At 72.3% G+C, this 23,727-nt stretch carries 20 protein-coding genes; 3 read left to right on the top strand and 17 right to left on the bottom strand.

Features of this window, described 5'->3' with window-relative positions:
• Positions 1-90: 90 nt before the first annotated feature.
• From der to aroH, 5 genes are all read right to left on the bottom strand, one after another.
• Positions 91-1,584, bottom strand: coding sequence for a ribosome biogenesis GTPase Der (gene der, locus AB0F04_RS37655; protein WP_362050908.1), 1,494 nt, complete (start codon positions 1,582-1,584; stop codon positions 91-93).
• Positions 1,585-1,665: 81 nt separating this feature from the next.
• Positions 1,666-2,313 carry a lysophospholipid acyltransferase family protein gene (locus AB0F04_RS37650; RefSeq protein ID WP_362050905.1) on the bottom strand — a complete coding sequence of 216 codons (648 nt, stop codon included), beginning with the start codon at positions 2,311-2,313 and terminating at the stop codon, positions 1,666-1,668.
• Positions 2,310-2,990 carry a (d)CMP kinase gene (cmk, locus tag AB0F04_RS37645; RefSeq protein WP_362050902.1) on the bottom strand — a complete coding sequence of 227 codons (681 nt, stop codon included), beginning with the start codon at positions 2,988-2,990 and terminating at the stop codon, positions 2,310-2,312. The genes AB0F04_RS37650 and cmk overlap by 4 nt, the downstream gene beginning before the upstream one ends.
• A gap of 350 nt (positions 2,991-3,340) precedes the next feature.
• Complete coding sequence (locus AB0F04_RS37640; protein ID WP_362050899.1) at positions 3,341-4,426, bottom strand: prephenate dehydrogenase; 1,086 nt, start codon at positions 4,424-4,426, stop codon at positions 3,341-3,343.
• Positions 4,423-4,785: a chorismate mutase gene (gene aroH / locus AB0F04_RS37635; RefSeq protein WP_362050896.1), complete on the bottom strand. Its 363-nt coding sequence runs from the start codon at positions 4,783-4,785 to the stop codon at positions 4,423-4,425. The genes AB0F04_RS37640 and aroH overlap by 4 nt, the downstream gene beginning before the upstream one ends.
• A gap of 177 nt (positions 4,786-4,962) precedes the next feature.
• Here aroH and AB0F04_RS37630 point away from each other — a divergent pair, with 177 nt between their 5' ends.
• Positions 4,963-5,403: a Rieske (2Fe-2S) protein gene (locus tag AB0F04_RS37630; RefSeq protein ID WP_362050893.1), complete on the top strand. Its 441-nt coding sequence runs from the start codon at positions 4,963-4,965 to the stop codon at positions 5,401-5,403.
• 14 nt (positions 5,404-5,417) lie between these two features.
• Here AB0F04_RS37630 and AB0F04_RS37625 read toward each other — a convergent pair whose 3' ends face one another.
• From AB0F04_RS37625 to AB0F04_RS37575, 11 genes are all read right to left on the bottom strand, one after another.
• On the bottom strand, positions 5,418-6,437 hold the full coding sequence (locus tag AB0F04_RS37625) for an ADP-ribosylglycohydrolase family protein (protein WP_362050890.1): 1,020 nt from the start codon (positions 6,435-6,437) through the stop codon (positions 5,418-5,420).
• Positions 6,434-7,153, bottom strand: a complete 720-nt coding sequence (locus AB0F04_RS37620) for an NUDIX domain-containing protein (RefSeq protein ID WP_362050887.1) — start codon at positions 7,151-7,153, stop codon at positions 6,434-6,436. The genes AB0F04_RS37625 and AB0F04_RS37620 overlap by 4 nt, the downstream gene beginning before the upstream one ends.
• Before the next feature lie 63 nt (positions 7,154-7,216).
• Positions 7,217-8,278, bottom strand: coding sequence for a pseudouridine synthase (locus AB0F04_RS37615; protein WP_362050884.1), 1,062 nt, complete (start codon positions 8,276-8,278; stop codon positions 7,217-7,219).
• Positions 8,278-8,964 carry an SMC-Scp complex subunit ScpB gene (gene scpB, locus AB0F04_RS37610; protein WP_362050881.1) on the bottom strand — a complete coding sequence of 229 codons (687 nt, stop codon included), beginning with the start codon at positions 8,962-8,964 and terminating at the stop codon, positions 8,278-8,280. The genes AB0F04_RS37615 and scpB overlap by 1 nt, the downstream gene beginning before the upstream one ends.
• Positions 8,961-9,989 carry a segregation/condensation protein A gene (locus AB0F04_RS37605; RefSeq protein ID WP_362050878.1) on the bottom strand — a complete coding sequence of 343 codons (1,029 nt, stop codon included), beginning with the start codon at positions 9,987-9,989 and terminating at the stop codon, positions 8,961-8,963. Before AB0F04_RS37605 ends, scpB begins: the two co-directional genes overlap by 4 nt.
• Positions 9,990-10,442: 453 nt before the next feature.
• Positions 10,443-11,030 carry a hypothetical protein gene (locus tag AB0F04_RS37600; protein ID WP_362050875.1) on the bottom strand — a complete coding sequence of 196 codons (588 nt, stop codon included), beginning with the start codon at positions 11,028-11,030 and terminating at the stop codon, positions 10,443-10,445.
• A complete protein-coding gene (locus AB0F04_RS37595; RefSeq protein WP_362050872.1) occupies positions 11,015-12,142 on the bottom strand; it encodes a ParA family protein in 1,128 nt (375 codons plus the stop codon). The genes AB0F04_RS37600 and AB0F04_RS37595 overlap by 16 nt, the downstream gene beginning before the upstream one ends.
• 425 nt (positions 12,143-12,567) lie before the next feature.
• Complete coding sequence (gene ald / locus AB0F04_RS37590) at positions 12,568-13,692, bottom strand: alanine dehydrogenase (RefSeq protein WP_362050869.1); 1,125 nt, start codon at positions 13,690-13,692, stop codon at positions 12,568-12,570.
• 138 nt (positions 13,693-13,830) lie between these two features.
• Positions 13,831-15,870, bottom strand: coding sequence for a tetratricopeptide repeat protein (locus AB0F04_RS37585; protein WP_362050866.1), 2,040 nt, complete (start codon positions 15,868-15,870; stop codon positions 13,831-13,833).
• 271 nt (positions 15,871-16,141) lie between these two features.
• Complete coding sequence (locus tag AB0F04_RS37580; RefSeq protein ID WP_053672297.1) at positions 16,142-16,768, bottom strand: NUDIX hydrolase; 627 nt, start codon at positions 16,766-16,768, stop codon at positions 16,142-16,144.
• 94 nt (positions 16,769-16,862) lie between these two features.
• Positions 16,863-18,521 carry a CTP synthase gene (locus tag AB0F04_RS37575; protein WP_362050920.1) on the bottom strand — a complete coding sequence of 553 codons (1,659 nt, stop codon included), beginning with the start codon at positions 18,519-18,521 and terminating at the stop codon, positions 16,863-16,865.
• Positions 18,522-19,048: 527 nt separating this feature from the next.
• Between AB0F04_RS37575 and AB0F04_RS37570 the strand changes: the two genes are divergently transcribed.
• Entirely contained in the window at positions 19,049-20,851 is a 1,803-nt protein-coding gene (locus tag AB0F04_RS37570; RefSeq protein ID WP_362050917.1) for a glycoside hydrolase family 15 protein, read from the top strand.
• 61 nt (positions 20,852-20,912) lie between these two features.
• On the opposite strand, the gene AB0F04_RS37565 is transcribed toward AB0F04_RS37570, so the two are convergent.
• A complete protein-coding gene (locus AB0F04_RS37565; RefSeq protein WP_362050863.1) occupies positions 20,913-21,911 on the bottom strand; it encodes an LLM class F420-dependent oxidoreductase in 999 nt (332 codons plus the stop codon).
• A 125-nt stretch (positions 21,912-22,036) separates the two neighbouring features.
• Here AB0F04_RS37565 and AB0F04_RS37560 point away from each other — a divergent pair, with 125 nt between their 5' ends.
• Positions 22,037-23,683 carry a PucR family transcriptional regulator ligand-binding domain-containing protein gene (locus AB0F04_RS37560; protein ID WP_362050860.1) on the top strand — a complete coding sequence of 549 codons (1,647 nt, stop codon included), beginning with the start codon at positions 22,037-22,039 and terminating at the stop codon, positions 23,681-23,683.
• The last annotated feature ends 44 nt before the right edge of the window (positions 23,684-23,727 follow it).

The following is a 23,727-nucleotide window of genomic DNA, read 5'->3' as shown; positions in this document are numbered from 1 at the left end:
CGTCAACTGTCATGAGGCACAGTCTCGTCCAGTCGCCGGCCCCACACGCGGCACCGAGGGCACCGAGCCGGCCCTTTCCGGTGCTTCGCGCTACTTCTTCTTGCCGCGCTTCTCGCGCACCCGCACGGAGATGTGGATCGGCGTCCCGTCGAAGCCGAACTCCTCGCGCAGGCGGCGCTCGATGAAGCGCCGGTAGCCCGCCTCGATGAAGCCCGAGGCGAACAGGACGAACCGCGGCGGCTTGGTGCCCGCCTGCGTGCCGAACAGGATGCGCGGCTGCTTGCCGCCCCGGACCGGGTGCGGGTGGGCCGCGACCAGCTCGCCGAGGAAGGCGTTCAGCCGTCCCGTCGGGACCCGGGTCTCCCAGCCCGCCAGGGCGGTCTCGATCGCCGGGACCAGCTTCTCCATGTGCCGGCCGGTGCGCGCCGAGACGTTGACCCGCGGCGCCCACGCCACCTGGCCGAGCTCGGTCTCGATCTCCCGCTCCAGGTAGTAGCGGCGCTCCTCGTCGAGGGTGTCCCACTTGTTGTACGCCATGACGATCGCGCGGCCCGCCTCGACGGCCATGGTGACGATCCGCTGGTCCTGCACCGAGACGGACTCGGAGCCGTCGATCAGGATGACCGCGACCTCCGCCTTCTCGACCGCGGCGGCGGTGCGCAGCGAGGCGTAGTAGTCGGCGCCCTGCTGGAGGTGGACGCGCTTGCGGATGCCCGCCGTGTCCACGAACTTCCAGGTGACACCGCCGAGTTCGATCAGCTCGTCGACCGGGTCACGGGTGGTGCCCGCCAGTTCGTTGACGACGACGCGCTCCTCGCCCGCCACCTTGTTCAGCAGGGAGGACTTGCCGACGTTCGGGCGGCCGATCAGAGCGATGCGCCGCGGACCGCCGCCGATGCCGCCGCCGAAGGTCTGGCGCGGCGCGTCGGGGAGCACCTCCAGGACCTGGTCGAGCATGTCGCCGGTGCCCCGGCCGTGCAGCGCGGAGACCGGGTGCGGCTCCCCCAGGCCCAGCGACCACAGGTAGGCCGCGTCGGCCTCGCCGCTGGGGCCGTCCACCTTGTTGGCGCACAGCACGACCGGCTTTCCGGCCTTGCGCAGCAGCCGGACGACGGCCTCGTCGGTGTCGGTGGCGCCGACCTTGGCGTCGACGACGAAGACGACCGCGTCGGCGGCCTCGATGGCGTACTCGGCCTGGGCGGCCACGGAGGCGTCGATGCCGAGGACGTCCTGCTCCCAGCCGCCGGTGTCGACGACCTTGAAGCGGCGGCCCGCCCACTCGGCCTCGTAGGTCACACGGTCGCGGGTGACGCCGGGCTTGTCCTCGACCACCGCCTCGCGGCGCCCGATGATGCGGTTCACCAGAGTCGACTTGCCGACGTTGGGGCGGCCGACGACGGCGAGCACGGGGAGCGGGCCGTGACCCGCCTCCTCGAGGGCGCCCTCGACGTCCTCGAGGTCGAAGCCCTCCTCCGCGGCGAGCTCCATGAACTCCGCGAACTCGGCGTCGCCGAGCGCCCCGTGGTCGTGCTCGTGGGCGCCCTCGGACGCGTCCGAGCCGTCGGGCTGGATGTGGTCGTTCATGAAGTCCGTACCTCGTCGTTCATTCGTGGTGGTCGGTGGAGTGCCCAGGGTGTTCCGGGCCGATCCACTACTCAGTGTCGCCTAGCGCCTGGTGAGGTGCCTGGCGTTTTCCAGGTGGGCGGCCAGCTGCTTCTGGATGCGCCCGGTCGCCTCGTCCAGCGCCTTGCGCGTCCGGCGGCCGCTGCCGTCGCCCGCCTCGAAGGGCTCGCCGAACACGACGTCGACGCGGGAGCGCAGCGGAGGCAGCGCCTTTATCAACCGTCCCCGCCGCTCGGAACTTCCCAGTACGGCCACCGGCACGATCGGGGCGCCGCTGCGCACCGCGAAGTACGCCAGGCCGGCGCGCAGCGAGGCGAAGTCGCCCTCGCCCCGGGTGCCCTCCGGGAAGATGCCGAGCACGCCGCCGCTGTCCAGGACGCCCAGCGCCCGGGTGATGGCCGTGCGGTCGGTGGTGTCGCGGTCGACCTTGACCTGCCCGATGCCGAGCAGGAAGGGGTCCAGCGGACCGATGAAGGCTTCCTTCTTGATCAGGAAGTGCGTCGGCCGGGGCGCCACGCCCATGACCATGGGGCCGTCGATGTTGTGGGAGTGGTTGACCGCGAGGATCACGGGGCCGCTCGCCGGCACCCGCCACGCGCCGAGCACGCGCGGCTTCCACAGCCCGTACATCAGGCCGACGCCGATGCGCCGCCCGACCTCGGCACCCCGTGCCGAAGGAAGCTCGGTCACTTTCCGGCCCGCTTCTCCTCGACGAGGGTGACGACGCACTCGATGACCTGGGCCAGCGTGAGCTCGGTGGTGTCCACCTCGACGGCGTCGTCCGCCTTGGCGAGCGGGGAGGTCTTGCGGCTGGAGTCGGCGGCGTCCCGCTTGATGAGCGCCTCGCGGGTGGAGTGGACGTCGGAGCCCTTCAGCTCACCGCTGCGGCGGGCGGCGCGGGCCTCCGGGGAGGCGGTGAGGAAGATCTTCAGGTCGGCGTCGGGCAGCACGGTCGTGCCGATGTCCCGGCCCTCGACGACGATGCCCTGCTCCGCGGAGGCGGCGATCGAACGCTGCAGCTCGGTGATCCGGGAGCGCACCTCGGGCACCGCGCTGACCGCGCTGACCTTGGAGGAGACCTCCTGGGTTCGGATCGGGCCGGCCACGTCCACCCCGTCGACCGTGATGGCGGGCCCCTCCGGGTCGGTGCCGGAGACGATCTCGGGCTTGCCCGCCACGGCGGCGATGGCGGACGGGTCGTCTATGTCGATGCCGTTGCTCACCATCCACCAGGTGATCGCCCGGTACTGGGCGCCGGTGTCCAGGTAGCTCAGCCCGAGCTGGGCCGCCACGGCCTTCGAGGTGCTCGACTTGCCGGTGCCGGCGGGGCCGTCGATGGCGACAATCACTGGCGTGGCGCTTTCCACAGTGGGGACCTTCCTGAACCGGGCTCGGCGGGGGTGAGGGCGCGAGTGCCCCGCACAAGGTTACTGGGTGCGCGTCACTCGTCCGGCCGCGCGTCCGGGGCGGCCGCGCGAGCCTGCCGACGGCACCCGCCACACCCGGCCCACAGCCGCCGATCGCCTCCGACCACACCCACCCCAACGGCCGAGGACGGCGCACGGCCACACCCGGCCCACGGCCGACGACCGCGCCCGGCCACATCCAGCCCCCGTCCGGCGCTTGAGGACGAGGCCGTTCAGGCAAGCGGGGGCCCGGGGGCGGCAGCCCCCCGGAACAGGCCCACCGACCGCAACCCCTACCACCGGCCGCCCCCCTACTGCCGCAGCGCCCAACCCCGTTCCCGCAGCGCAGCACTCAGCACCGGGGCCTCCTTCGGCTCCACCATCAGCTGCACCAGACCGGCCTGCTGCCCCGTAGCGTGCTCGATGCGCACGTCCTCGATGTTGACGCCGGCCAGGCCCGCGTCGGCGAAGATCCGGGCCAGCTGCCCCGGCTGGTCGTCGATGAGCACGGCCACGACCTCGTAGGCGCGCGGCGCGGACCCGTGCTTGCCGGGGACGCGGACCTGGCCGGCGTTGCCGCGCCGCAGCAGGTCCTCGACCCCGTCGGCGCCCGCGCGGCGTTTGTGGTCGTCGGACGACTGCAGGGCACGCAGGGCGCGCACGGTCTCCTCCAGATCCGCGGCGACGTCGGTCAGCAGGTCGGCGACCGGCGCGGGGTTGGCGGAGAGGATGTCGATCCACATCCGCGGGTCGGAGGCGGCGATCCTCGTCACATCCCGGATGCCCTGCCCGCACAGCCGTACGGCGGCCTCCTCGGCGTGCTCCAGGCGCGCGGCGACCAGGCTGGAGACCAGGTGGGGCATGTGCGAGACGAGGGCGACGGCACGGTCGTGGGCGTCGGCGTCCATCACCACCGGCACGGCGCGGCAGTGCGAGACCAGCTCCAGGGCGAGGTTCAGCACCTCGGTGTCGGTGTCCCGGGTCGGGGTGAGCACCCAGGGACGGCCCTCGAAGAGGTCGCCGGTCGCGGCCAGCGGGCCGGACTTCTCCCGGCCCGACATGGGGTGGGAGCCGATGTACGCGGACAGGTCGAGACCGCGGGCCTCCAGCTCGCGGCGCGGTCCGCCCTTGACGCTGGCGACGTCGAGGTAGCCGCGTCCCGCACCACGGCGCAGGGCGTCGGCGAGGACGTCGGCCACGTGTGCGGGCGGGGCGGCGACGATCACGAGGTCGACGGGCCCGTCCGGCGCCTCGTCGGTGCCGGCGCCGAGCGCGGCTGCCGTACGGGCCTGCTCGGGGTCCGGGTCGGCGAGGTGCACGGTGACGCCCCGCTGGGACAGGGCCAGGGCGGCGGAGGTGCCGATGAGGCCGGTGCCGATGACGAGTGCGGTCCTCACTGGGCGATGTCCTTGCGCAGGGCGGCGGCGGCGCCGAGGTAGACGTGGGCGATGCCGGACCGGGGCCGGTCGGACTCGATGTGGGCGAGGACGCGGACGATCCGGGGCATGGCGCCCTCGATGTCCAGTTCCTGCGCGCAGATCAGCGGCACGTCGACGATGCCCAGCTTGCGGGCGGCAGCGGCCGGGAAGTCGCTGTGCAGATCGGGCGTGGCCGTGAACCAGATGCTGATCAGGTCGTCGGCGGAGAGATCGTTGCGCTCCAGGATCTCCGTGAGCAGGGCTCCGACCTGCTCGTCCATGTGCCCGGCCTCGTCCCGTTCCAGTTGGACGGCGCCCCGGACCGCTCGTACCGCCACGGCGATGCTCCTTGCTGACGTGCGTGTCGCTCTACGTCCGACCAGCCTAGTCAGCCGGCGCGACCCCGATGCGGGGCGCCCGCCCGGTGAGACGCCAGGAACGGCACCTTTGGGTAAGTTCGATCCCTGGACGACGCATATCCCCTTTACACCCTTTGGCACGTTCGGAGTGACGACATGACCTACGAGACCACGCGCCGCACGGTTCTCCTCGCGACCGGCGCCACGGGTGCGGCGGCGCTCGTCGCGGCCTGCGGCGGGGGCGGCGACGACAGCGGTTCCGCGTCGACGGGCTCCCCCACCGGCCAGGAGACGACGGCCGGCCCGGCCGGGCAGGTCCTGGCCAACATCGACGAGATCCCGGTCGGCGGCGGAAAGATCTTCAAGGACGAGGAGGTGGTGGTGACCCAGCCGGAGGAGGGTCGGTTCAAAGCCTTCTCGGCGATCTGCACCCACCAGCGCTGCACGGTGGGGTCCGTCTCCGACGGCACGATCAACTGCCCCTGCCACGGCAGCAAGTTCAAGATCGCCGACGGCGCGGTGGTCAACGGCCCGGCGACCCGGCCGCTGCCCGCCGAGCAGATCAGTGTGGAGGGCAACTCGGTCCGCCTGGCCTGAGGCTAACGGGGCCGTCACGCGTCCCAGAGCGCCCCGAGGGTGAGCAGGTCGCTCCGGTACTCGACGCGGTCGGCCCATTCGGTGGGCCAGGCCTCCGCGCCCAGGTGCGCGCCCGCGAAAGCGCCGGCGAGGCAGGCGATCGAGTCCGAGTCGCCGGCGGTGCAGGCGGCGCGGCGCAGGGCCGTCACCGGCTCGTCGACGAAGAGCAGGAAGCACAACAACCCGGTCGCCAGGGCCTCCTCGGCGATCCAGCCCTCGCCGGTGGCCAGGCACGGGTCGGTCTCCGGCGAGACGGTGCGCACGGCGTGCCGGAGCCGTTCGAGGGCCTCCAGGCACTCGTCCCAGCCGCGGGCGATGAACCGCTCGGGGCTCGGATCCCCGGCACGCCGCCACAGGTCACCGAGCCAGCGCTCGTGGTAGTGACTGCGGTTCTCCAGGGCGTACGAGCGGAGCAGGCCGATCAGCCCGGTCGGCTCGGCGCCCTGCGCGAGCAGGCGTACGGCGCGTGCGGTGAGGTCGGACGCGGCGAGCGCGGTGGGGTGCCCGTGGGTGAGGGCGGACTGCAACTGGGCGGCGCCCGCACGCTGTTCGTCACTGAGACCGGGGACCAGGCCCAGGGGCGCGACGCGCATGTTGGCGCCGCAGCCCTTGGATTCGATCTGACTGGCGTCCTGCCAGGGGCGGGAGTCGTCCTTCAGCAGGTAGCAGGCCTTCATACACGTGCGGCCGGGGGCCCGGTTGTTCTCAGGGGACTGGTACCAGTCCACGAACTCCTCCCGCAGGGGCCGGACCAGCCGCAGCGGGGTGAGCAGCCCCCGGTCCATCGCCGTCCGCACCGCCCGGCCGAGCGCCAGCGTCATCTGGGTGTCGTCCGAGACGGTGGCCCGCTCGGGGAGGTCCAGCCGCCGCCACGGACCGAACCTGGCAAGTATCGACGGGACGTCACTGAACTCGGTCGGGTATCCCAGCGCATCCCCGAGCGCGAGACCCGTGAGCGCTCCGGTGGCGGCCTGCTTGTGGACGAGCGTTGTCATGCGGGGCGTCCTTCCCGGGCGGGCCGGAGGAGGGGCGGATGGAGGGCGGTGGCGGTTCCGGCGCGGTACAGCGCGGCAGGCTTGCCACGGCCGCCGGTCAGTCGCGCGGCGCCCGGGACGGCTTCGACGAAGCCGGGGGTGGCGAGCACCTTGCGCCGGAAGTTGGGCCGGTCGAGCTCGGTGCCCCACACGGTCTCGTAGACCTGCTGGAGCTCCCCCAGGGTGAACTCGGGCGGGCAGAAAGCGGTGGCGAGGCAGGTGTACTCGAACTTGGCGCCGACGCGGTCGTGGGCGTCGGCCAGGATGCGGTCGTGGTCGAAGGCGAGCGGCCCGGCCGTCCCGTACGGCATCCAGCGGGCCTGCGCGGCGTCGCTGCCGCCGTGCGCCTCGGGGGCGTCGGGCAGCAGGGCGGCGAAGGCGACCGACACGACCCGCATCCGGGGGTCGCGGCCGGGCTCGCTGTAGGTCCGCAGCTGTTCCAGATGCAGCCCGGAGACGTCGGACAGGCCGGTCTCCTCGGCGAGTTCACGCCGGGCGGCCGTCTCCGCGGACTCGTCCGGCTGCACGAATCCGCCGGGCAGGGCCCAGCGTCCGGCGTACGGCTCCTGTCCGCGCTCGACGAGCAGCACGTGCAGTGCGCCCTCCCGGAGGGTGAACACCGCGAGGTCGACGGTCACCGCGAAGGGTTCGTGGGCGTACTTGTCGTAGCCGTCCATGCACCGGCACCCCCTTTTATAGTCGCGTTGACTATAAAAGGGGGTGCCGGTGGTTCACAAGGTCTAGAGGTCGACCTCCTGCATCAGCATCCCGACCTCCGTGTTGGACAGCCGCCGCAGCCAGCCCGACTTCTGGTCACCCAGGGCGATCGGCCCGAAGGCGACCCGGACCAGCTTGTCGACCGGGAACCCGGCCTCCGCGAGCATCCGGCGGACGATGTGCTTGCGGCCCTCGTGGAGGGTGACCTCGACGAGGTAGTTCTTGCCGGTCTGCTGCACGACCCGGAAGTGGTCCGCGCGGGCGTAGCCGTCCTCGAGCTGGATGCCGTCCTTGAGCTGCTTGCCCAGGTCCCGCGGGATGGGGCCGACGATGTGCGCGAGGTAGGTCTTCTTCACGCCGTACTTCGGGTGCGTCAGCCGGTGGGCCAGCTCGCCGTGGTTGGTGAGCAGGATGACGCCCTCGGTCTCGGTGTCGAGCCGGCCGACGTGGAAGAGCCGGGTCTCGCGGTTGGTGACGTAGTCACCGAGGCACTGCCGCCCCTCAGGGTCCTCCATCGTCGACACGACACCGGCGGGCTTGTTCAGCGAGAAGAACTGGTAGCTCTGTGTGGCGACGGTCAGGCCGTCGACCTTGATCTCGTCCTTCTCGGGGTCGACGCGCCGCCCCTGCTCCAGGACGATCTCGCCGTTGATCTCGACCCTGGCCTGTTCGATCAGCTCCTCACAGGCACGGCGGGAGCCGAAGCCCGCTCGGGCGAGGACCTTCTGCAGCCGCTCGCCCTCCTGCTCGGCACCGGGGAAGGTCTTCGGAAGCTTGACCTCCTTCTTCCCGGCGTACCGGTCGCGGTTGCGCTCCTCGACCTGCGCCTCGTACTCGCGCGGGCGCGCCGGGGCCGTACGCCCCTGCCGCTGGGGCTGCTTGGGGCCGCCCTTCGCGCCGCCCCGGGCGGAGCCGCCGCGCCCGGACTTGGGGCCGTCCTTCGTCGCCCCGGGGCCCACGTCGTAGCGGCGCTCCTCGGGGCGGGGCTTGCTGGGGCGGCCCTGCCCCTGCTTCTGGTCCCTGTTGTTGCCGGCGCCGCGGTGGTTACCGCGTCCGCCGCTCTTGCCGCTGCCGCTGCTTCGCATCAAAGTTCCGTCTGGTCGTCTTCGTCGTCGGTACCCGGGGTGGCCGGGCGGCTGCCCGGCACGTCGTCAGGCGCGTCCGGGTCGAACGACGGTACGCCCTCCTGGGTCTCGGCCTCGATCGCCTCCGCCTCCGGGAGGAAGGGCGCGAGCTCCGGGAGCTCGTCCAGACCGCGCAGGCCCATCCGCTCCAGGAAGTAGTTCGTCGTCCTGTACAGGATCGCACCTGTTTCGGGTTCCGTGCCCGCCTCCTCTATCAGTCCGCGCTGCAGGAGGGTGCGCATGACGCCGTCGCAGTTGACCCCGCGTACCGCCGAGACCCTGCTGCGGCTGACCGGCTGCCGGTAGGCGACGACGGCCAGGGTCTCCAGGGCGGCCTGCGTGAGACGGGCCTGCTGGCCGTCCAGGACGAAGCGCTCCACGGCCGGGGCGAAGGCGGCCCGGGTGTAGAAGCGCCAGCCGTTCGCGACGTACCGCAGCTCGAAACCGCGGCCCTGGACGGTGTACTCGTCGGCCAGCTCACGCAGGGCGTCCGCGATCTGGCGCCTCGGCCGCTCCAGTATCTTCGCGAGGTGCTCCTCGGTCGCGGGCTCGTCCACGACCATGAGGACGGCCTCCAGCGCGGGCTTCAGATCGAGGTCGGCGACGGTACGCGGTCCGGCCGGCAGATCGGTCGTTCGCTCGCTCACGCCTTCTTCTCCTCCTTCGGCGGCTCGGGCGGCCGGTCGAACTCGTCGGTGACGGCCGGTGTCTCGTCCCCGTCGCCCCCGGTCCAGCGCACCAGCAGGTGCCCGAGCGCGGTCTCCTGCTCCAGGGCCACGGCCTTCTCGCGGTACAGCTCCAGCAGGGCGAGGAACCTCGCCACGACGGTCAGGGTGTCGTCGGTGTCCGCCACGAGGTCCAGGAAGCCGGCCTCGCCGAGCTCTCTGAGCCGGGCCACGACGATCTGCGCCTGCTCCTGCACGCTGACCAGCGGAGCGTGGATGTGGTCGACGTAGACCTGCGGTTTCGGCCTGGGCTGCATCGCCTTGACGGCGAGCTCGGCGAATCCTTCGGCTCCGATGCTGATGACGACGTCGGGCAGCAGCTCGGCGTGGTGCGCTTCGAGTCCGACGGTCCGCGGGTAGCGCCGGGCCTCGTCGTCGAGCCGCCCGCTGAAGATGTCGGCGACCCGCTTGTACGCCCGGTACTGCAGCAGCCGGGCGAACAGCAGGTCCCGTGCTTCGAGCAGGGCGAGATCGCCCTCGTCCTCCACCTCGGCGGCGGGCAGCAACCGCGCGGCCTTCAGGTCGAGCAGGGTGGCGGCGACGACCAGGAACTCGGTCGTCTCGTCCAGATCCCAGTCCGGCCCCATCGCCCGGATGTACGCCATGAACTCGTCGGTCACCTTGGACAGCGCGACCTCGGTCACGTCCAGCTTGTGCCGCGAGATCAACTGCAACAGCAGATCGAAGGGCCCCTCGAAGTTGGCGAGCCGAACCTTGAAGACTCCGTCGTCCGCCGCCGCCTCGGCCTCACCGGCCGGGGGCGGGAGGTCCGGGGCGGGCGCGGAAGGCCCCTCGGACGCGGTCGCCTGCGCGGGCAGCGTCTCGGCGGCAGACCCACTCGGTTCACCCGTGAACACCGGCCCGCCCGCGCCCGCGGGCCGCGCGACGGGTTCGGCCACGTCCGCAGCCGCCGCCACCGGCCCGGTCGCCTCCACTGGCGGTGCCATGGGCTCGGCCGTGTCCACCGTTCCGGGGGCTGCGGCTTTCGGGGACCCGACCGGCGCAGCCGCGGGCCCGGCGTCGTGGGGCGAGAAGCCCGGCTCGGCCGGCGGGGCGCCGGGCTCCGAGTGCGCGACGCCCTCGCTCGCGGGCGGCCTTCCGTACCGGACCGCCTCCGCCCGCGGTTCGACCGGCGGAGCGGTGCCGTCACCATCCGGGGAGCGGCCGGGCGACACGGCCACCCCTGTCCCGGCCGGCTCGACCGGCGGGGCCTCCTCCGACGAGGGGGACGGGCCGACCTCCTGAGGCTCGGCCTCCTGACGCTCGGCCTCCTGCGGCTCGACCTCTGGCCGCTCAGCCGGCGGAGCCCCCGGCCCCCTCCCCAGCGCACGCCGGCGGCCGGCCGGGCCGCCGGGGGGAGGTGGGGAAGCGTTCGAGGTCATGGCCCCCGCAGGCTACCGCTACCGCCCGCGCAGTCGTCGTACGAGGATGCTGGCGTCCCCGCGGGTCTCCAGGTCGGCGAGGACCACCGCGACCGCCTCACGGACGATACGGCCGCGGTCCACGGCCAGGCCGTGCTCGCCGCGGAGCACGAGACGGGCGTGCTCGAGGTCCATGAGCTCCTCGGCCGACACGTACACCGTGATCTTCTCGTCGTGCCGCTCACGGCCGCTGGGGCGGCGCGAGGGATTGCGTCCGCGCTTGCGGGGCGCGGCCGCCGCCGCACCGGCGGCAGAACCTTCCTGCGCCGCCTGCCTGCGGCCGGCGCCGGAGCGCTCGGCGGCCGCGGAGCGGCTGTGGCCCTCCCCGGCCTCGGCCGGCTCGGCGTCCGCCGCGACATGTTCCGGACCCTCGCCGTCACCGCCCTGCGCGGGCACCGCCTGCGGCGCGTCCTCCGCAGCGGCGGCCGCCGCGTCGCCCTCCCCCGCCGGAGCGGGCACCCGGGCGTCGCCGTTGGCCTGACGCCTGGGCTGGGACGACTGAAGCGCCATCCCCCCTGTCGTACGGAAGAGTTCGTCGGCCCCCGGCAGACTCACTCGGCGTGACACCGGGCGAGCACCTCCCTGGCGAGCTGGCGGTAGGCGGCGGCGCCGACGGAGTTCGAGGCGTACGTGGTGATCGGCTCACCGGCGACCGTGGTCTCCGGGAAGCGGACCGTGCGCCCGATGACCGTGTGGTAGACGTGGTCGTCGAAGGCCTCGACCACCCGCGCGAGCACCTCACGGCTGTGCACCGTGCGCGAGTCGTACATGGTGGCGAGGATGCCGTCGAGCTCCAGGTCCGGGTTGAGCCGTTCCTGGACCTTCTCGATGGTCTCCGTCAGCAGGGCCACACCGCGCAGCGCGAAGAACTCGCACTCCAGCGGCACTATCACCTTGTGTGCGGCCGTCAGGGCGTTCACCGTGAGCAGGCCGAGCGAGGGCTGGCAGTCGATGACGATGAAGTCGTAGTCGGGCAGCAGCGGCTTCAGGGCGCGCTGCAGCGTCGATTCGCGGGCGACCTCGGAGACGAGCTGGACCTCGGCCGCCGACAGGTCGATGTTGCTGGGCAGCAGGTCCATGTTGGGGACCGCCGTCTTCAGCAGCACCTCGTCGGCCGCCATCCCCCGCTCCATGAGCAGGTTGTAGACGGTGAGGTCGAGTTCCATCGGGTTGACGCCGAGTCCGACCGACAGCGCGCCCTGCGGGTCGAAGTCCACGAGCAGGACCCGGCGTCCGTACTCCGCGAGCGCGGCACCCAGGTTGATGGTCGACGTGGTCTTGCCGACGCCGCCCTTCTGGTTGCACATCGCGATGATCTTCGCGGGACCGTGCTCGGGCAGCGGTCCCGGGATCGGGAAGTACGGCAGCGGCCGTCCGGTCGGGCCGACACGCTCCCGGCGCTGTCTGGCCGCGTCGGGCGCGAGAGTGGCCGCGTACTCCGGGTCGGGCTCGTACTCCGCGTCGGGGTCGTAGAAGTGCCCCTCGGGCAGTTCGTCGTAGTCGGCGAAGTGGTTGTGGGGCGCGCCACTTCCGTCGCCGGCCATGGCGTTCACGTGATGGCCATCCATCTTCTGGTGTGCAGTGTGAGTCGCCTGCTGACTCTGGTGGGCTGCGAAGGTGCGCACAGCGACGGAGCCGACAGCCGCGTACCCCGCGGGCTCCTGGTCCCGTGCAGGCATTCCTGGTTGGCCACCCCCGGGAGTAAATGTCGACTCATTCACAAGTCGTCTTACCTCCTTGGTGACCAGGAAACTTCTAGACAGGTCAGCGTGGCACCATGCCGACAGCTGGCGACTCTATGGCGTGTCGGGCGTCCGCAGCAACACAATCCGCCGGACCCGGCCCGATGTGTCGGCAATGAAACATCCCGCTGTCAAGGGCGTACGGCCGTCGCACGGCAGGTTTCACCGGTGTGCGAATCGGTTGAAGGGTTACGTTCGAGGCGAGTTGCCCGAGAATCGCGAAGTGACCATACACACATCCGGCCGGACCTTGTCGGGCAAGGTCCGGCCGGGTGCGCGGCGTTGACGACGGGTGTTGACGTATCGCCTTTGCCGGTTGGTTACTTAGCCGACTTACCGGCTGCCGAGAGGTGGCGGGCGGCTCAGCCGAGCAGCGAGGACAGCTCCACGTGCTCCACGCCGTGCGCCTCGGCGACCTCGCGGTAAACGACCTTGCCGTCATGGGTGTTGAGGCCCTTGGCCAGCGCCGGGTCGCGGCGCAGCGCCTCCGCCCAGCCGTGGTTGGCCAGCTCGACGATGTACGGCAGCGTGGCGTTGGTCAGCGCGTAGGTGGAGGTGTTCGGCACCGCGCCGGGCATGTTGGCGACGCAGTAGAAGACCGAGTTGTGAACCCGGAACGCCGGCTCGGCGTGGGTGGTCGGCCGGGAGTCCTCGAAGCAGCCGCCCTGGTCGATCGCGATGTCGACAAGGACACTTCCGGGCTTCATCCGCGAGACGAGCTCGTTGGTGACCAGCTTCGGGGCCTTGGCACCGGGGATCAGCACCGCGCCGATGACGAGGTCGGCCTCCAGGCAGGCCTTCTCCAGCTCGAAGGCGTTGGAGACGACGGTCTGGATCTTCGTGCCGAAGACCTTGTCCGCCTCGCGGAGCTTGTTGATGTCCTTGTCGAGCAGGGTCACGTGGAAGCCCATGCCGATGGCGATCTGCGCGGCGTTCCAGCCGGAGACGCCGCCGCCGATCACGACGGCGCGGCCGGCCAGCACACCGGGGACGCCGCCGGGCAGCACGCCGCGGCCGCCGTTGGCACGCATCAGGTGGTAGGCGCCGACCTGCGGGGCCAGCCGGCCCGCGACCTCGGACATCGGGGCGAGCAGCGGCAGCGCGCGGCTCGGCAGCTCGACGGTCTCGTAGGCGATGGCCGTGGTGCCGGACTCCAGCAGGGCGTCCGTGCACTCCTTGGAGGCGGCCAGGTGCAGGTAGGTGAAGAGCGTCTGGTCCTTGCGGAGGCGGTGGTACTCCTCGGCGATGGGCTCCTTGACCTTCAGCAGCAGGTCGGCGGCGGCCCACACCTCGTCGGCGGTACCCAGGATCTGCGCACCGGCGGCGACGTACTCCTCGTTTGTGATCGAGGAGCCGACACCGGCGTCGCGCTCGATGACGACCTGGTGGCCGTGGCGCACCAGCTCGTGCACGCCGGCGGGGGTGATGGCCACCCGGAACTCGTTGTTCTTGACCTCGCGGGGGATGCCGACCTTCACGTCGATCACGGTCCTTGGCTCAGAGGGTATGAGGGCTCTTACTTAGACATACCCGGGCACGCACGGGCACACCGGGAGAGACCGCAGGAGAACGTGCGGCAGAGCCAGTCTAATGAAGGTGTTCTCGCTGTCTAGCCTTTCATTGCATCAATCTTCAGCTGATGCGGTACGGATTTCGCAGGCGTCGGGGTCATTTTGAAGGTTTGAGTCGCCGAGAATCCGTTCGGCCGCGCCCCGGTGCAGCCCCGCCGAAGCGGGATCACCCAGGCGTTCGAGGGTGTCGGCGACCCGCAGGTGCAGGGCGGCCTGCAACCGCGGGTCCTCGGCGCGCCGCGCCCACTCCACGGCCTCCCGGCAGGTACGCAGCGCCTCCTCGGGGCGGCCCGCGTACTCCTGGACCCGTGCCAGCTCGCCCAGGGCCCGGGCCTGGGCGGCCACATCGCCGTTCTTGCGGTGACCGGCGACGGCCGCGCGCCAGTTCCGCAGGGCCTCGCCGTAGCGGCCCGCGAGCGTGTGGGCTGCGGCGATACGCCCGTAGAGCCGGGCGGCCTCGGCGCGCTCGCCCCGGGCGAGCCGTTCGACCAGGGCACGGCCGAACCAGTCGGCGGCCCGGTCGACGTCGCCGAGCTCCAGATGCGCGCCGCCTACGGATTCCATCGCGCGGCCGGTCGCGTACGGGTCGTTCACCTCGCGCCCGGCGTCCAGCGCCGCCCGGTAGCGCGCCAGGGCGTCGGCCATACGGCCGGTGCGGGCGTCGAGGTCGCCGAGGTTGAGCAGGGCGGCGGCCCGCTCGCGGGGCAGGTTCCGGCGCTCGGCGACATCGAGGACCAGGCCGTGGATGTCGTACAGGTCGGGTGCGGCGGCCCGGGTGCCGATGTGCGCCGCCATCGCCCGGACCAGCTGGGCCATCAGCCGTCGGGCCAGGGTGTCCAGCTCCCCGTCGGCCACCGCGAGCCGGGCCGAGGCCAGCAGGGCGGGCCGGGTCAGGCGCAGCCAGTCGGCGGCCGCCCGCGGAGTGGGGAAGCGCAGCGCGCGGGGCATGTCGAGGAGCTTCTGGCGGGCCTGCGGACTGTCGGTCTCGGTGATCGCCCGGCAGGCCTGGAGCAGCCGGACGGTGCGCTCCAGCATGCGGGCGCGGGCCAGCTGGAGATCGGCCGGACGTTCGTGGTGCTCGGCGAGGATCCGCAGGTGCGGGTGCAGACAGCCGGGCACCTCGTACTGCGGCAGCGGGGAGTCCACGGCGTGCAGGAAGCCCAGGGAGACGAAGTCGTCGAGGGTGGTGCGGGCGCTGTCGACCGAGCAGCCGACGAGCGCGGAGGCGGTCTGCGGGTCGACGAGGCCCGCCGGGGCGAGAGCGAGCAGACGCAGCATCCGGGCGGCGTTGGCCGGCAGGGCGGCATGGGCGAGCCGGAAGACCCGGGTCAGGGCGGTGCCCTCGCTGTCGTCGGCGCGCAGCTGTTGGGCCAGGTCGGAGACGGCGGCCTTGGGGCGGGCCGCGAGCCAGCCGCCCGCCAGCATCAGCGCGGCCGGCTGCCCCTGGCACTCCTCGGCGAGGCCCTCGGCGGCCCGGGGATCGACGGTGATGCGGACCGAGCCGGTGTGCCGGGCCAGCAGTTCCACCCCGGACTTGGCGTCCAGTCCGCCCAATGTGCAGGGGCGGACGTCGGAGATGCCGGTCAGCGGGCCCTCGGAGACCGCGACGACCAGGCAGTCGGGGGTGTCGGGCAGCAGGGCGTCCACCTGCTCGGCGTCGGCCGCGTCGTCCAGCAGGAGCAGCGCCCGGCGGTCGGCCAGGGCGGTGCGCAGGGCGTCGGTGAGATCGTCCTCGCAGGCCCCGGCCGGTGCCTGCTCGTCCAGGGCGGTCAGCAGGTCCCGGGCGGCGCGTCCGGCGGGGACGGGGGTGCCGTCGGGGTGGGTCAGGCCGGCGCGCAGCACCCCGTCGGGGTAACGCTCCGCGACCTGCCGGACGAGTTCCTCGGCGAGTGCGGTGCGGCCCGAACCGGGCCGGCCGGCGATGAGCAGCACACGTGCGCGGGGTGCCTTGCGGCCGGCCAGGGTGTCCAGTCCGGCGCGCTCGATGTCGGCGCGCAGTTCCTTCAACTCCCGTGTGCGGCCGAGGAACTCGCTCGCCCCCGCAGCGGGCCCGGCCGGCCGCACGTCGCCTGTCTCCACGACCTGATCCGTCACGGGCCACACTCCCGTCCCACCGCACCCGCAAGCCCGCCGGGACTCCGGTTCGGGCGTGCCCCAGAGCCTAGTTCACGCTCTGCAACGTTCCGGGCGGAGCACCGCGCAGAGACGGCCGCTTCCCCCGATCGGATCAACAGATCGTAGGACCGACACCGTCAGGGAAGCGCCCCTGAAAGGGGCGCGGGGAACTGCGCGACAAGCCACGACGCCGCCGCACCCGAGCGACGACCTCAGCGGCACCCACCACCGCGGCCCTCCCAGCGGAGCGCTACGCCTCGAACGGCCGCGCCGGCCACGGCGCCTGGGCCGGGCGCAGGGCGTCCAGCCCGTCACCCGCCCGCGCGGCGACCAGCGAGAGGACGCCCACGACCAGGCAGTTGTTGTGCAGCTCACCGGCCAGCACACCCCGCACGAGGTCCTCGACCGGCACCCGGTCGAGCTCCATGTCGGCCTCTTCCTCCTCGACGGCGAACCGCTCACCCTCGGCTTCGGACAGGTCCCGCGCGAGGAAGATCCGGACGGCCTCGTCGCAGCCGCCGGGCGTGGTGTAGACGTCGGTCAGCACCCGCCAGTCCTCCGCCTTGACGTGCGCCTCCTCGTACAGCTCGCGCTGCGCCGCGTGCAGCGGGTTCTCGCCGGGCACGTCGAGCAGCCCGGCCGGGATCTCCCACAGCTTGTGGCGCACGGGGTGCCGGTACTGGCGCAGGACCAGCACACGGTCGGCCTCGTCGAGGGCGAGGACGGCCACGGAGCCGGGGTGGACCTGGTAGTCCCGGCCGACCACGGTGCCGTCGGGCATGACCACGTCGTCGGTGCGGACGGAGGTCTTGTTGCCCGTGAAGGGGGTCGCCGTCGCCCGGATCTCCCACTCCTCCGGGGTGTCCTTGATCGTCATGCCTGTCCTTCCACGTGCCGCGCGACCTGCTGAAACGAAACCGGGGTGCACACCCTTTGAAGGGATGCACCCCGGCCACCGTACAACTGGTGTGTTACTTCGAAGTCTTCCGCTCGACCGAGGCCTTGACGAGCCCGGCGAACAGCGGGTGCGGACGCGTCGGACGCGAGCGCAGCTCCGGGTGCGCCTGGGTCGCGACCAGGTACGGGTGGACGTCGCGCGGATACTCGACGTACTCGACGAGCTTGCCGTCCGGCGACGTGCCGGAGAACACGATGCCCGCCTTCTTCTCGAGCTCGGCGCGGTAGGCGTTGTTCACCTCGTAGCGGTGCCGGTGCCGCTCCTCGACGTACTCCTTGCCGTCGTACACCTCGCGCACGATCGACCCCTCGGCCAGCTTCGCCGGGTACATGCCGAGCCGCATGGTGCCGCCCATGTCACCCTCACCGGCGACGATGTCGAGCTGCTCGGCCATGGTGGAGATGACCGGGTGGGAGGTGGCCGGGTCGAACTCGGTGGAGTTGGCGTCGGTGACGTCGGCCAGGTTGCGCGCGGCCTCGATCACGATGCACTGCAGGCCGAGGCAGAGGCCGAGCAGCGGGATCTTGTTCTCGCGGGCGTACTTGATCGCGCCGACCTTGCCGAGCACACCGCGGTCGCCGAAGCCGCCGGGGATGCAGATGCCGTCGACGTCACCGAGCTGCGCCGCGGCGCCGGCCGGGGTCTTGCAGTCGTCGGAGGTGACCCACTTGATCTTCACGCGGGCCCGGTTGGCGAAGCCGCCGGCGCGCAGTGCCTCGGTGACCGACAGGTAGGCGTCGGGCAGGTCGATGTACTTGCCGACCAGGGCGAGGGTGATCTCGTGGTCGGGGTTGTGGACGCGGTCGAGCAGGTCGTCCCAGGTCGTCCAGTCGACGTCACGGAAGGGCAGGTCCAGCTTGCGGACGACGTAGGCGTCCAGGCCCTCGCCGTGCACGGTCTTCGGAATGTCGTAGATGGAGCGGGCGTCGGGGCAGGCGACCACGGCGGCCTCGTCGACGTCGCACATCAGCGAGATCTTCCGCTTGATCGCGGTGGGCACCTCGCGGTCGCAGCGCAGGACGATCGCGTCCGGCTGGATGCCGATGTTGCGCAGGGCCGCAACCGAGTGCTGGGTGGGCTTCGTCTTCAGCTCACCCGAGGGGCCGATGTACGGCAGGAGCGAGATGTGGACGACGAAGACGTTGTCACGGCCGACCTCGTGACGGACCTGGCGGACGGTCTCCAGGAACGGCAGCGACTCGATGTCGCCGACGGTGCCGCCGACCTCGGTGATCACGACGTCGACCTCGTCCGTCGCCATGCGGCGGATGCGGTGCTTGATCTCGTTGGTGATGTGCGGGATGACCTGCACGGTGTCACCCAGGTACTCACCGCGCCGCTCCTTGGCGATCACGGTGTTGTAGACCTGGCCGGTGGTGACGTTCGCGGAGCCGTCGAGGTCGCGGTCGAGGAAGCGCTCGTAGTGGCCGATGTCCAGGTCGGTCTCGGCGCCGTCGTTGGTGACGAACACCTCACCGTGCTGGAAGGGGTTCATCGTGCCCGGGTCCACGTTCAGGTACGGGTCGAGCTTCTGCATCACGACGCGCAGGCCCCGGGCCTTGAGCAGCATGCCGAGGCTGGAGGCCGTCAGGCCCTTGCCGAGCGAGGAGGCGACACCCCCGGTGACGAAGATGTGCTTGGTCGTCGAGTTACGAAATGCGGCGGGCGGCATGGCCAAGACGGGGCTCCCGTGGTCGCGGTCTGGGGGTGCGGTGCGGCTGCCCGCCGGAGGTATCCGGGGTGCCGTCGCTGCGGTTCGGGGGTTTCCTGTCGGGCAGGGGCCCACCGGTCCACGGGCTACCAGCGTATCAGCGCCGCGGGGCGTCGGCTTCCGGCCACCCTCCGCACACATCCCGACACGGAGGGGACCGTCGTCACGGGTCCCTCACCCGTTGCTCACTCGTTCGGCGTACTCGCCTTACCGGGACGAGCACCCGGATCATCTGCGTGCGTCGTATCCTGCTCGGACACTCGCTGCCGAGCCCGTCCGGCCCAACGGCACCACCCCCCGCCCGTAACCACCGGAACAACGTGTGCTCGTCAGTTCGTTGAGCAACAATTGGCGCTTTGCATCACGGATGAGCGACCTGTTTTGCTTCATCGCTCAATGACGCATTGCAAGACCTGCTGAAACCCCCCTTGACCGCACTAGCGACAGCCCCCTCGTGGGGTGACGTGGCCGTTCGACTGGAGTTGCACGTGGCCGGGCGCATCGAAGACTACGCACTCATCGGAGACATGCAGACCGCTGCCCTGGTCTGCCGGGACGGGACAGTCGACTGGCTGTGCCTGCCCCGCTTCGACTCGCACGCCATCTTCGCCGGCCTGCTGGGCAACGAGGAGCACGGCTTCTGGCGGCTGGGCCCCGCGTACGCCTCCGACCAGCAGCCCCCCACCGCCGCCCGGCGCAGCTACCGGGGCGACTCGCTGATCCTGGAGTCCGAGTGGGACACCCAGCGGGGCACGGTCCGGGTGACGGACTTCATGCCGCCGCGTGACGGCGCCCCGCAGCTGATCCGGATCGTCGAGGGCGTCTCGGGCCGGGTGCCGATGCGCTCGGCGCTCAGGATGCGGTTCTCCTACGGACGGGTGGTGCCGTGGGTGCACCGGCACGAGGGGCGCACGGTGGCCGTCGCCGGTCCCGACTCCGTGTGGTTCGACACATCCGCGGAGACCTACGGCAAGTCGCTGACGACCTACGCGGACTTCACGGTCGCCCCGGGTGACCGGATCGCGTTCACGATCTCCTGGCAGCCCTCGCACAAGGAGCCGCCGCCGCTGCCGGAGCCGGAGCAGTCGCTGGAGGCGACGGAGGACTTCTGGCGCGAGTGGGTCGACCACTGTACGTACCACGGCCCCTACCGGGAGGCCGTGGTCCGCTCGCTGATCACGCTGAAGGCCCTGACGTACGCCCCGACCGGCGGCATCGTCGCCGCGCCGACCACCTCCCTGCCGGAGGACATCGGCGGCGTCCGCAACTGGGACTACCGCTACACCTGGCTGCGGGACGCGGCGATCACCCTGTCCTCGCTGCTGCGCACCGGTTACCGCGAGGAGGCCCGCGCCTGGCGCGAGTGGCTGCTGCGGGCGGTGGCAGGCGACCCGGAGAACCTGCAGATCATGTACGGCATCGCCGGCGAGCGCGAGCTCGGCGAGGCGGAACTGGACTGGCTGCCGGGCTACGAGAACTCCACCCCGGTCCGGGTCGGCAACGGCGCGGCCCACCAGCTCCAGCTGGACGTGTACGGCGAGGTCACCGAGGCCCTGCACCTGGCCCACATGACGGGCCTCGCCCGCAACGACTACGCCTCCCTGCTCCAGCTGAAGCTGATCCGCTACCTGGAGGACCACTGGCAGGACCCGGACGAGGGCATCTGGGAGGTGCGCGGCCCGCGCCGCCACTTCGTGCACTCCAAGGTGATGGCCTGGGTCGCGGTCGACCGCACGATCAAGCTGATCGAGTCCGGGGACGCGGACGGCCCGCTGGAGCGCTGGCGGGAGCTGCGCGACGACATCCACCGGGACGTGTGCGAGCGGGGCTACGACAAGGAGCGCAACACCTTCACGCAGTCGTACGGCTCGAAGGAGCTGGACGCCTCCCTGCTGCTGATCCCGCAGATGGGCTTCCTGCCGCCGGACGACAAGCGGGTCATCGGCACGATCGAGGCGATCCAGCGGGAGCTGTCCACGTCGGACGGTTTCATCCTGCGCTACCCGACCACCAGCGGCGACGAGAACGTCGACGGCCTGCCGGGCGACGAGGGCGCGTTCCTGGCCTGCTCGTTCTGGATGGCCGACGACCTGGCGATGATCGGCCGCGTCGACGAGGCCCGCAAGCTGTTCGAGAAGCTGCTGTCGCTGCGCAACGACCTCGGTCTGCTGGCCGAGGAATGGGACCCGCGCCTGCAGCGCCAGGTCGGCAACTTCCCGCAGGCGTTCAGCCACGTGCCGCTCATCGACACGGCGCTTCGCCTGACCGCTTCGGGCGCGTACGGCGGCTGAGCGGGAGTCGGCCCCGGGATGTCACTGCGGCTTGAGGGTCGTGAGCGTGCCCCCGCCGCTGTCACTGCGGCCCTGAGGGCCGTGAGCACGCCTCCCGGGGTGTCACTCCGGCCTGAGGGCCGTCAGCGTGCGTTCCCCCGCGGGGTCGCCGGCCGTGGCCGGGACGAGGGCGATCTCGTCGAGTCCGGCCTCGGCGTAGGCGGCGATGCGGGCGTGGACGGTGTCCGCGTCGCCGACCAGGGCGACCGTGCCGGCGGGCCTCGGGCGGCAGGGCCCGCAGCAGGGTGTCCGGGTCGGCGCCCTTGGCGGCCAGTTCGACGACGGCTGCGAACCCCGCGTCGACGAACATGTCGCTGTAGCCCGGTACGGCGAGGTAGCCCACGACGCCGCGCAGGATCCGGGTGAGCGCCTCCGGCTCCGGGTCGACGGCGGCGGGCAGCCAGGCGGCCAGCCGTGGCGGTGTGCGGCCCGCCTTCTCGGCGGCGGCGAGCATCCGGGCCCGCAGCATGCGGACCTGTTCGGGCGAGACGAGGTCGAGCAGCATCCGGTCGGCGTGCGCCACGGCCGCGGCCACCGCGCGCTGCCCGAACGCCGCGACGGTCACCGTGCCTCCGGGCGGTGGGAGCCGGCGCAGTAATCCGCTGCCGGGCACGATCGGCTCGCCGGGCACGCTGTGCATCAGCGTCCGCACGGCCGCCGCCGACTCCGCGAGAGCGGCGGCGGGCCTGGTGCGCGGCCTGCCGTGCACGCCCTCGACGACGCGCTTGGTGGAGGTGCCCAGGGCCACGCCGACGGGCCGGCCCGTGATGGCCGCGGTCGAGGCGGCGCCCCGCACGATGGTGAGCGGGTCCCGCACCGACACCGGCACGGGCCCCGCGGTCAGCGCGACCTGCTCGGTGGCCGCGCCGATCGCCGCGGCCAGGACGAACGCGTCCCATGTGGGTCCCTCGCCCGCCCACACCTCCCGGTACCCGAGCCGGTCGGCGAGCACCGCGGACCGCAACGGCTCCTCGACCGGACTGTCGTCCTCCCGCCCCACGGCGACCACGCTCATGTCCATGACGGCGCCCTACCCGGCCGATCACCCGGTAATCCGGGGTGGTCCACGACGGGATCCGGGCAGTGATCGTCCCGCTGCCCCTCCGGAGATGTCCGGGAGGCGGGCGCGCGGGTAGCGTCCGGCCCATGGAGAGCGGGACGGACAGCGCGCACGACACCCAGGGCACCGGGATCACCGTGCGGCGGGCGCTGGAGCTGCCGGGGCTGCGCAGCGGACTGCCCGAGGTGCTGGCGGGTGCCGAGCGGCTCGGGCGGACGGTGCGGTGGGTGCACGCGGGTGAGGTGCCGCACATCGCCTCGCTGCTGAAGGGCGGGGAGCTGCTGCTGACCACGGGCTACGGCCTCGGCACCCGGCCCGCCGAACAGCGGGCGTTCGTGCGCACCCTGGCCGAGCGCGGCATCGCGGCCCTGGTCGTGGAGCTCGGACCGCGCTTCACCCGGCTGCCCGCGGCCCTCGTCGACACCGCACGCGCGGCCGGGCTGCCGCTGGTCCAGCTGCACCGCGAGGTGCCGTTCGTCACGGTCACCGAAGAGGTCCACACCGAGATCGTCAACGGCCACTACGCCCTGCTGCAGCGGGCCGAGGAGGTGCACCGGCGGTGCACGCAGGCCGTGCTGGGCGGCGGCGGGGTGCCCCAGGTGCTCGGCATCCTGGCCGACTTCGCCGGCAATCCCGTGTTCCTGGAGACGGCGGACGGGCAGTTGCTGTACGCCGCCGGGGCCGGTCCCGAGGGCGCGGACCCGCTGCAGGTGTGGGAGGGGCTGCGCGGCCAGCACAAGGACGAGCCGCCGCTCGCGGGGTCGGTGCTGGTGGACGTGCCGGGCGGCGGGCCCGGCAGCGGGGGTGTCCGGGCGCGTCTGGTCCTGCTGCCGGTGCGTACTCCGCCGGCACCGGTGCACCGGATGGCGGCCGAGCGGGCCGCGGGCATCCTGGCCGTGGTGCTGATGCAGGCCCGTCAGGAGGAGGAGCTGGCGGCGCGCGGGCGGGGCGACTTCCTCACCGACCTCGCCGAGGGCCGGGTGACGGCCGAGGATGCCCCGGCGCAGGCACGCGTGCTGGGCTTCCGGCCAGGCGAGGGGCCGCTGCTGCCGGTGGTCATGCGACTCGGGGAAGCCCTGTCCCCGGGCGGAGGAGGCTGGGTCGTTCCCGCTCGGGCGATCTCGGAGGAGCTGGCCTCGCTGGGCGTGCCGGTGCTGCTCGGCGTGCGGCCGCTGGAGGGCCGGGTGCTGGTACTGCTCGGGCTGCGTGCGCAGGCGGAGCGGACGGCGGTCGCGGACCGGGTCGCGGCGGCGCTGCGGGCCGGTGTGGGCCGGGCCGGGATACCGCGGCCGGGCGGGCAGCCGCCCGTGGTGGTCGTGGGGACGGCCGGCGGCTGGCCGGCGGCGGCCTCGGGCCTGCGGCACGCGGCCGAGACGGCCACGGCGGCCCAGGGACTCGCGGACCGGCCCTGGTACGACGCGCGCCGGCTCGACATCGACCTGCTGCTGTGGCGCTTGCGCGATCATCCGGACCTGGCGGCCTTCGTGGACCGCGCCCTCGGACCGCTGCTGGAGCACGACCGCCGTTCCCGGCCGCCGCTGCTGCCCACGTTGACGACGTACCTCGCCCACGCGGGGCGCAAGGCGGAGACGGCCCGGGAGCTGCACCTGAACCGGCAGACCCTGTACAACCGTCTGGCCCGCATCGGCGAGTTGCTGGGCACGGACCTCGACGACCCGCAGACGGTCCTGGCCCTGAGCCTGGCCCTGCGGGCACGCAGACACGTCCCCTAGTGGCCTCCGGGTCTCCTCGGGCCTCCGGGCTCCCAGACCCCTGG

Source organism: Streptomyces sp. NPDC029041, from assembly GCF_040637515.1.
Lineage (GTDB): Bacteria > Actinomycetota > Actinomycetes > Streptomycetales > Streptomycetaceae > Streptomyces.
Note: the sequence above shows the minus strand (reverse complement) of the source record. Positions and strands in the feature narration are given on the sequence as shown.

Coding starts and splice junctions, on each gene's coding strand:
- AB0F04_RS37605 (WP_362050878.1), bottom strand. CDS start 9,989: ATGGCACCGCCAGTGGAGGCGACCGGGCCGGTGGCGGCGGCTGCGGAC.
- AB0F04_RS37595 (WP_362050872.1), bottom strand. CDS start 12,142: ATGCCTGCACGGGACCAGGAGCCCGCGGGGTACGCGGCTGTCGGCTCC.
- AB0F04_RS37575 (WP_362050920.1), bottom strand. CDS start 18,521: ATGCCGCCCGCCGCATTTCGTAACTCGACGACCAAGCACATCTTCGTC.
- AB0F04_RS37580 (WP_053672297.1), bottom strand. CDS start 16,768: ATGACGATCAAGGACACCCCGGAGGAGTGGGAGATCCGGGCGACGGCG.
- AB0F04_RS37560 (WP_362050860.1), top strand. CDS start 22,037: ATGGAGAGCGGGACGGACAGCGCGCACGACACCCAGGGCACCGGGATC.
- der (WP_362050908.1), bottom strand. CDS start 1,584: ATGAACGACCACATCCAGCCCGACGGCTCGGACGCGTCCGAGGGCGCC.
- AB0F04_RS37630 (WP_362050893.1), top strand. CDS start 4,963: ATGACCTACGAGACCACGCGCCGCACGGTTCTCCTCGCGACCGGCGCC.
- AB0F04_RS37565 (WP_362050863.1), bottom strand. CDS start 21,911: ATGGACATGAGCGTGGTCGCCGTGGGGCGGGAGGACGACAGTCCGGTC.
- AB0F04_RS37625 (WP_362050890.1), bottom strand. CDS start 6,437: ATGACAACGCTCGTCCACAAGCAGGCCGCCACCGGAGCGCTCACGGGT.
- AB0F04_RS37615 (WP_362050884.1), bottom strand. CDS start 8,278: ATGCGAAGCAGCGGCAGCGGCAAGAGCGGCGGACGCGGTAACCACCGC.
- AB0F04_RS37620 (WP_362050887.1), bottom strand. CDS start 7,153: ATGGACGGCTACGACAAGTACGCCCACGAACCCTTCGCGGTGACCGTC.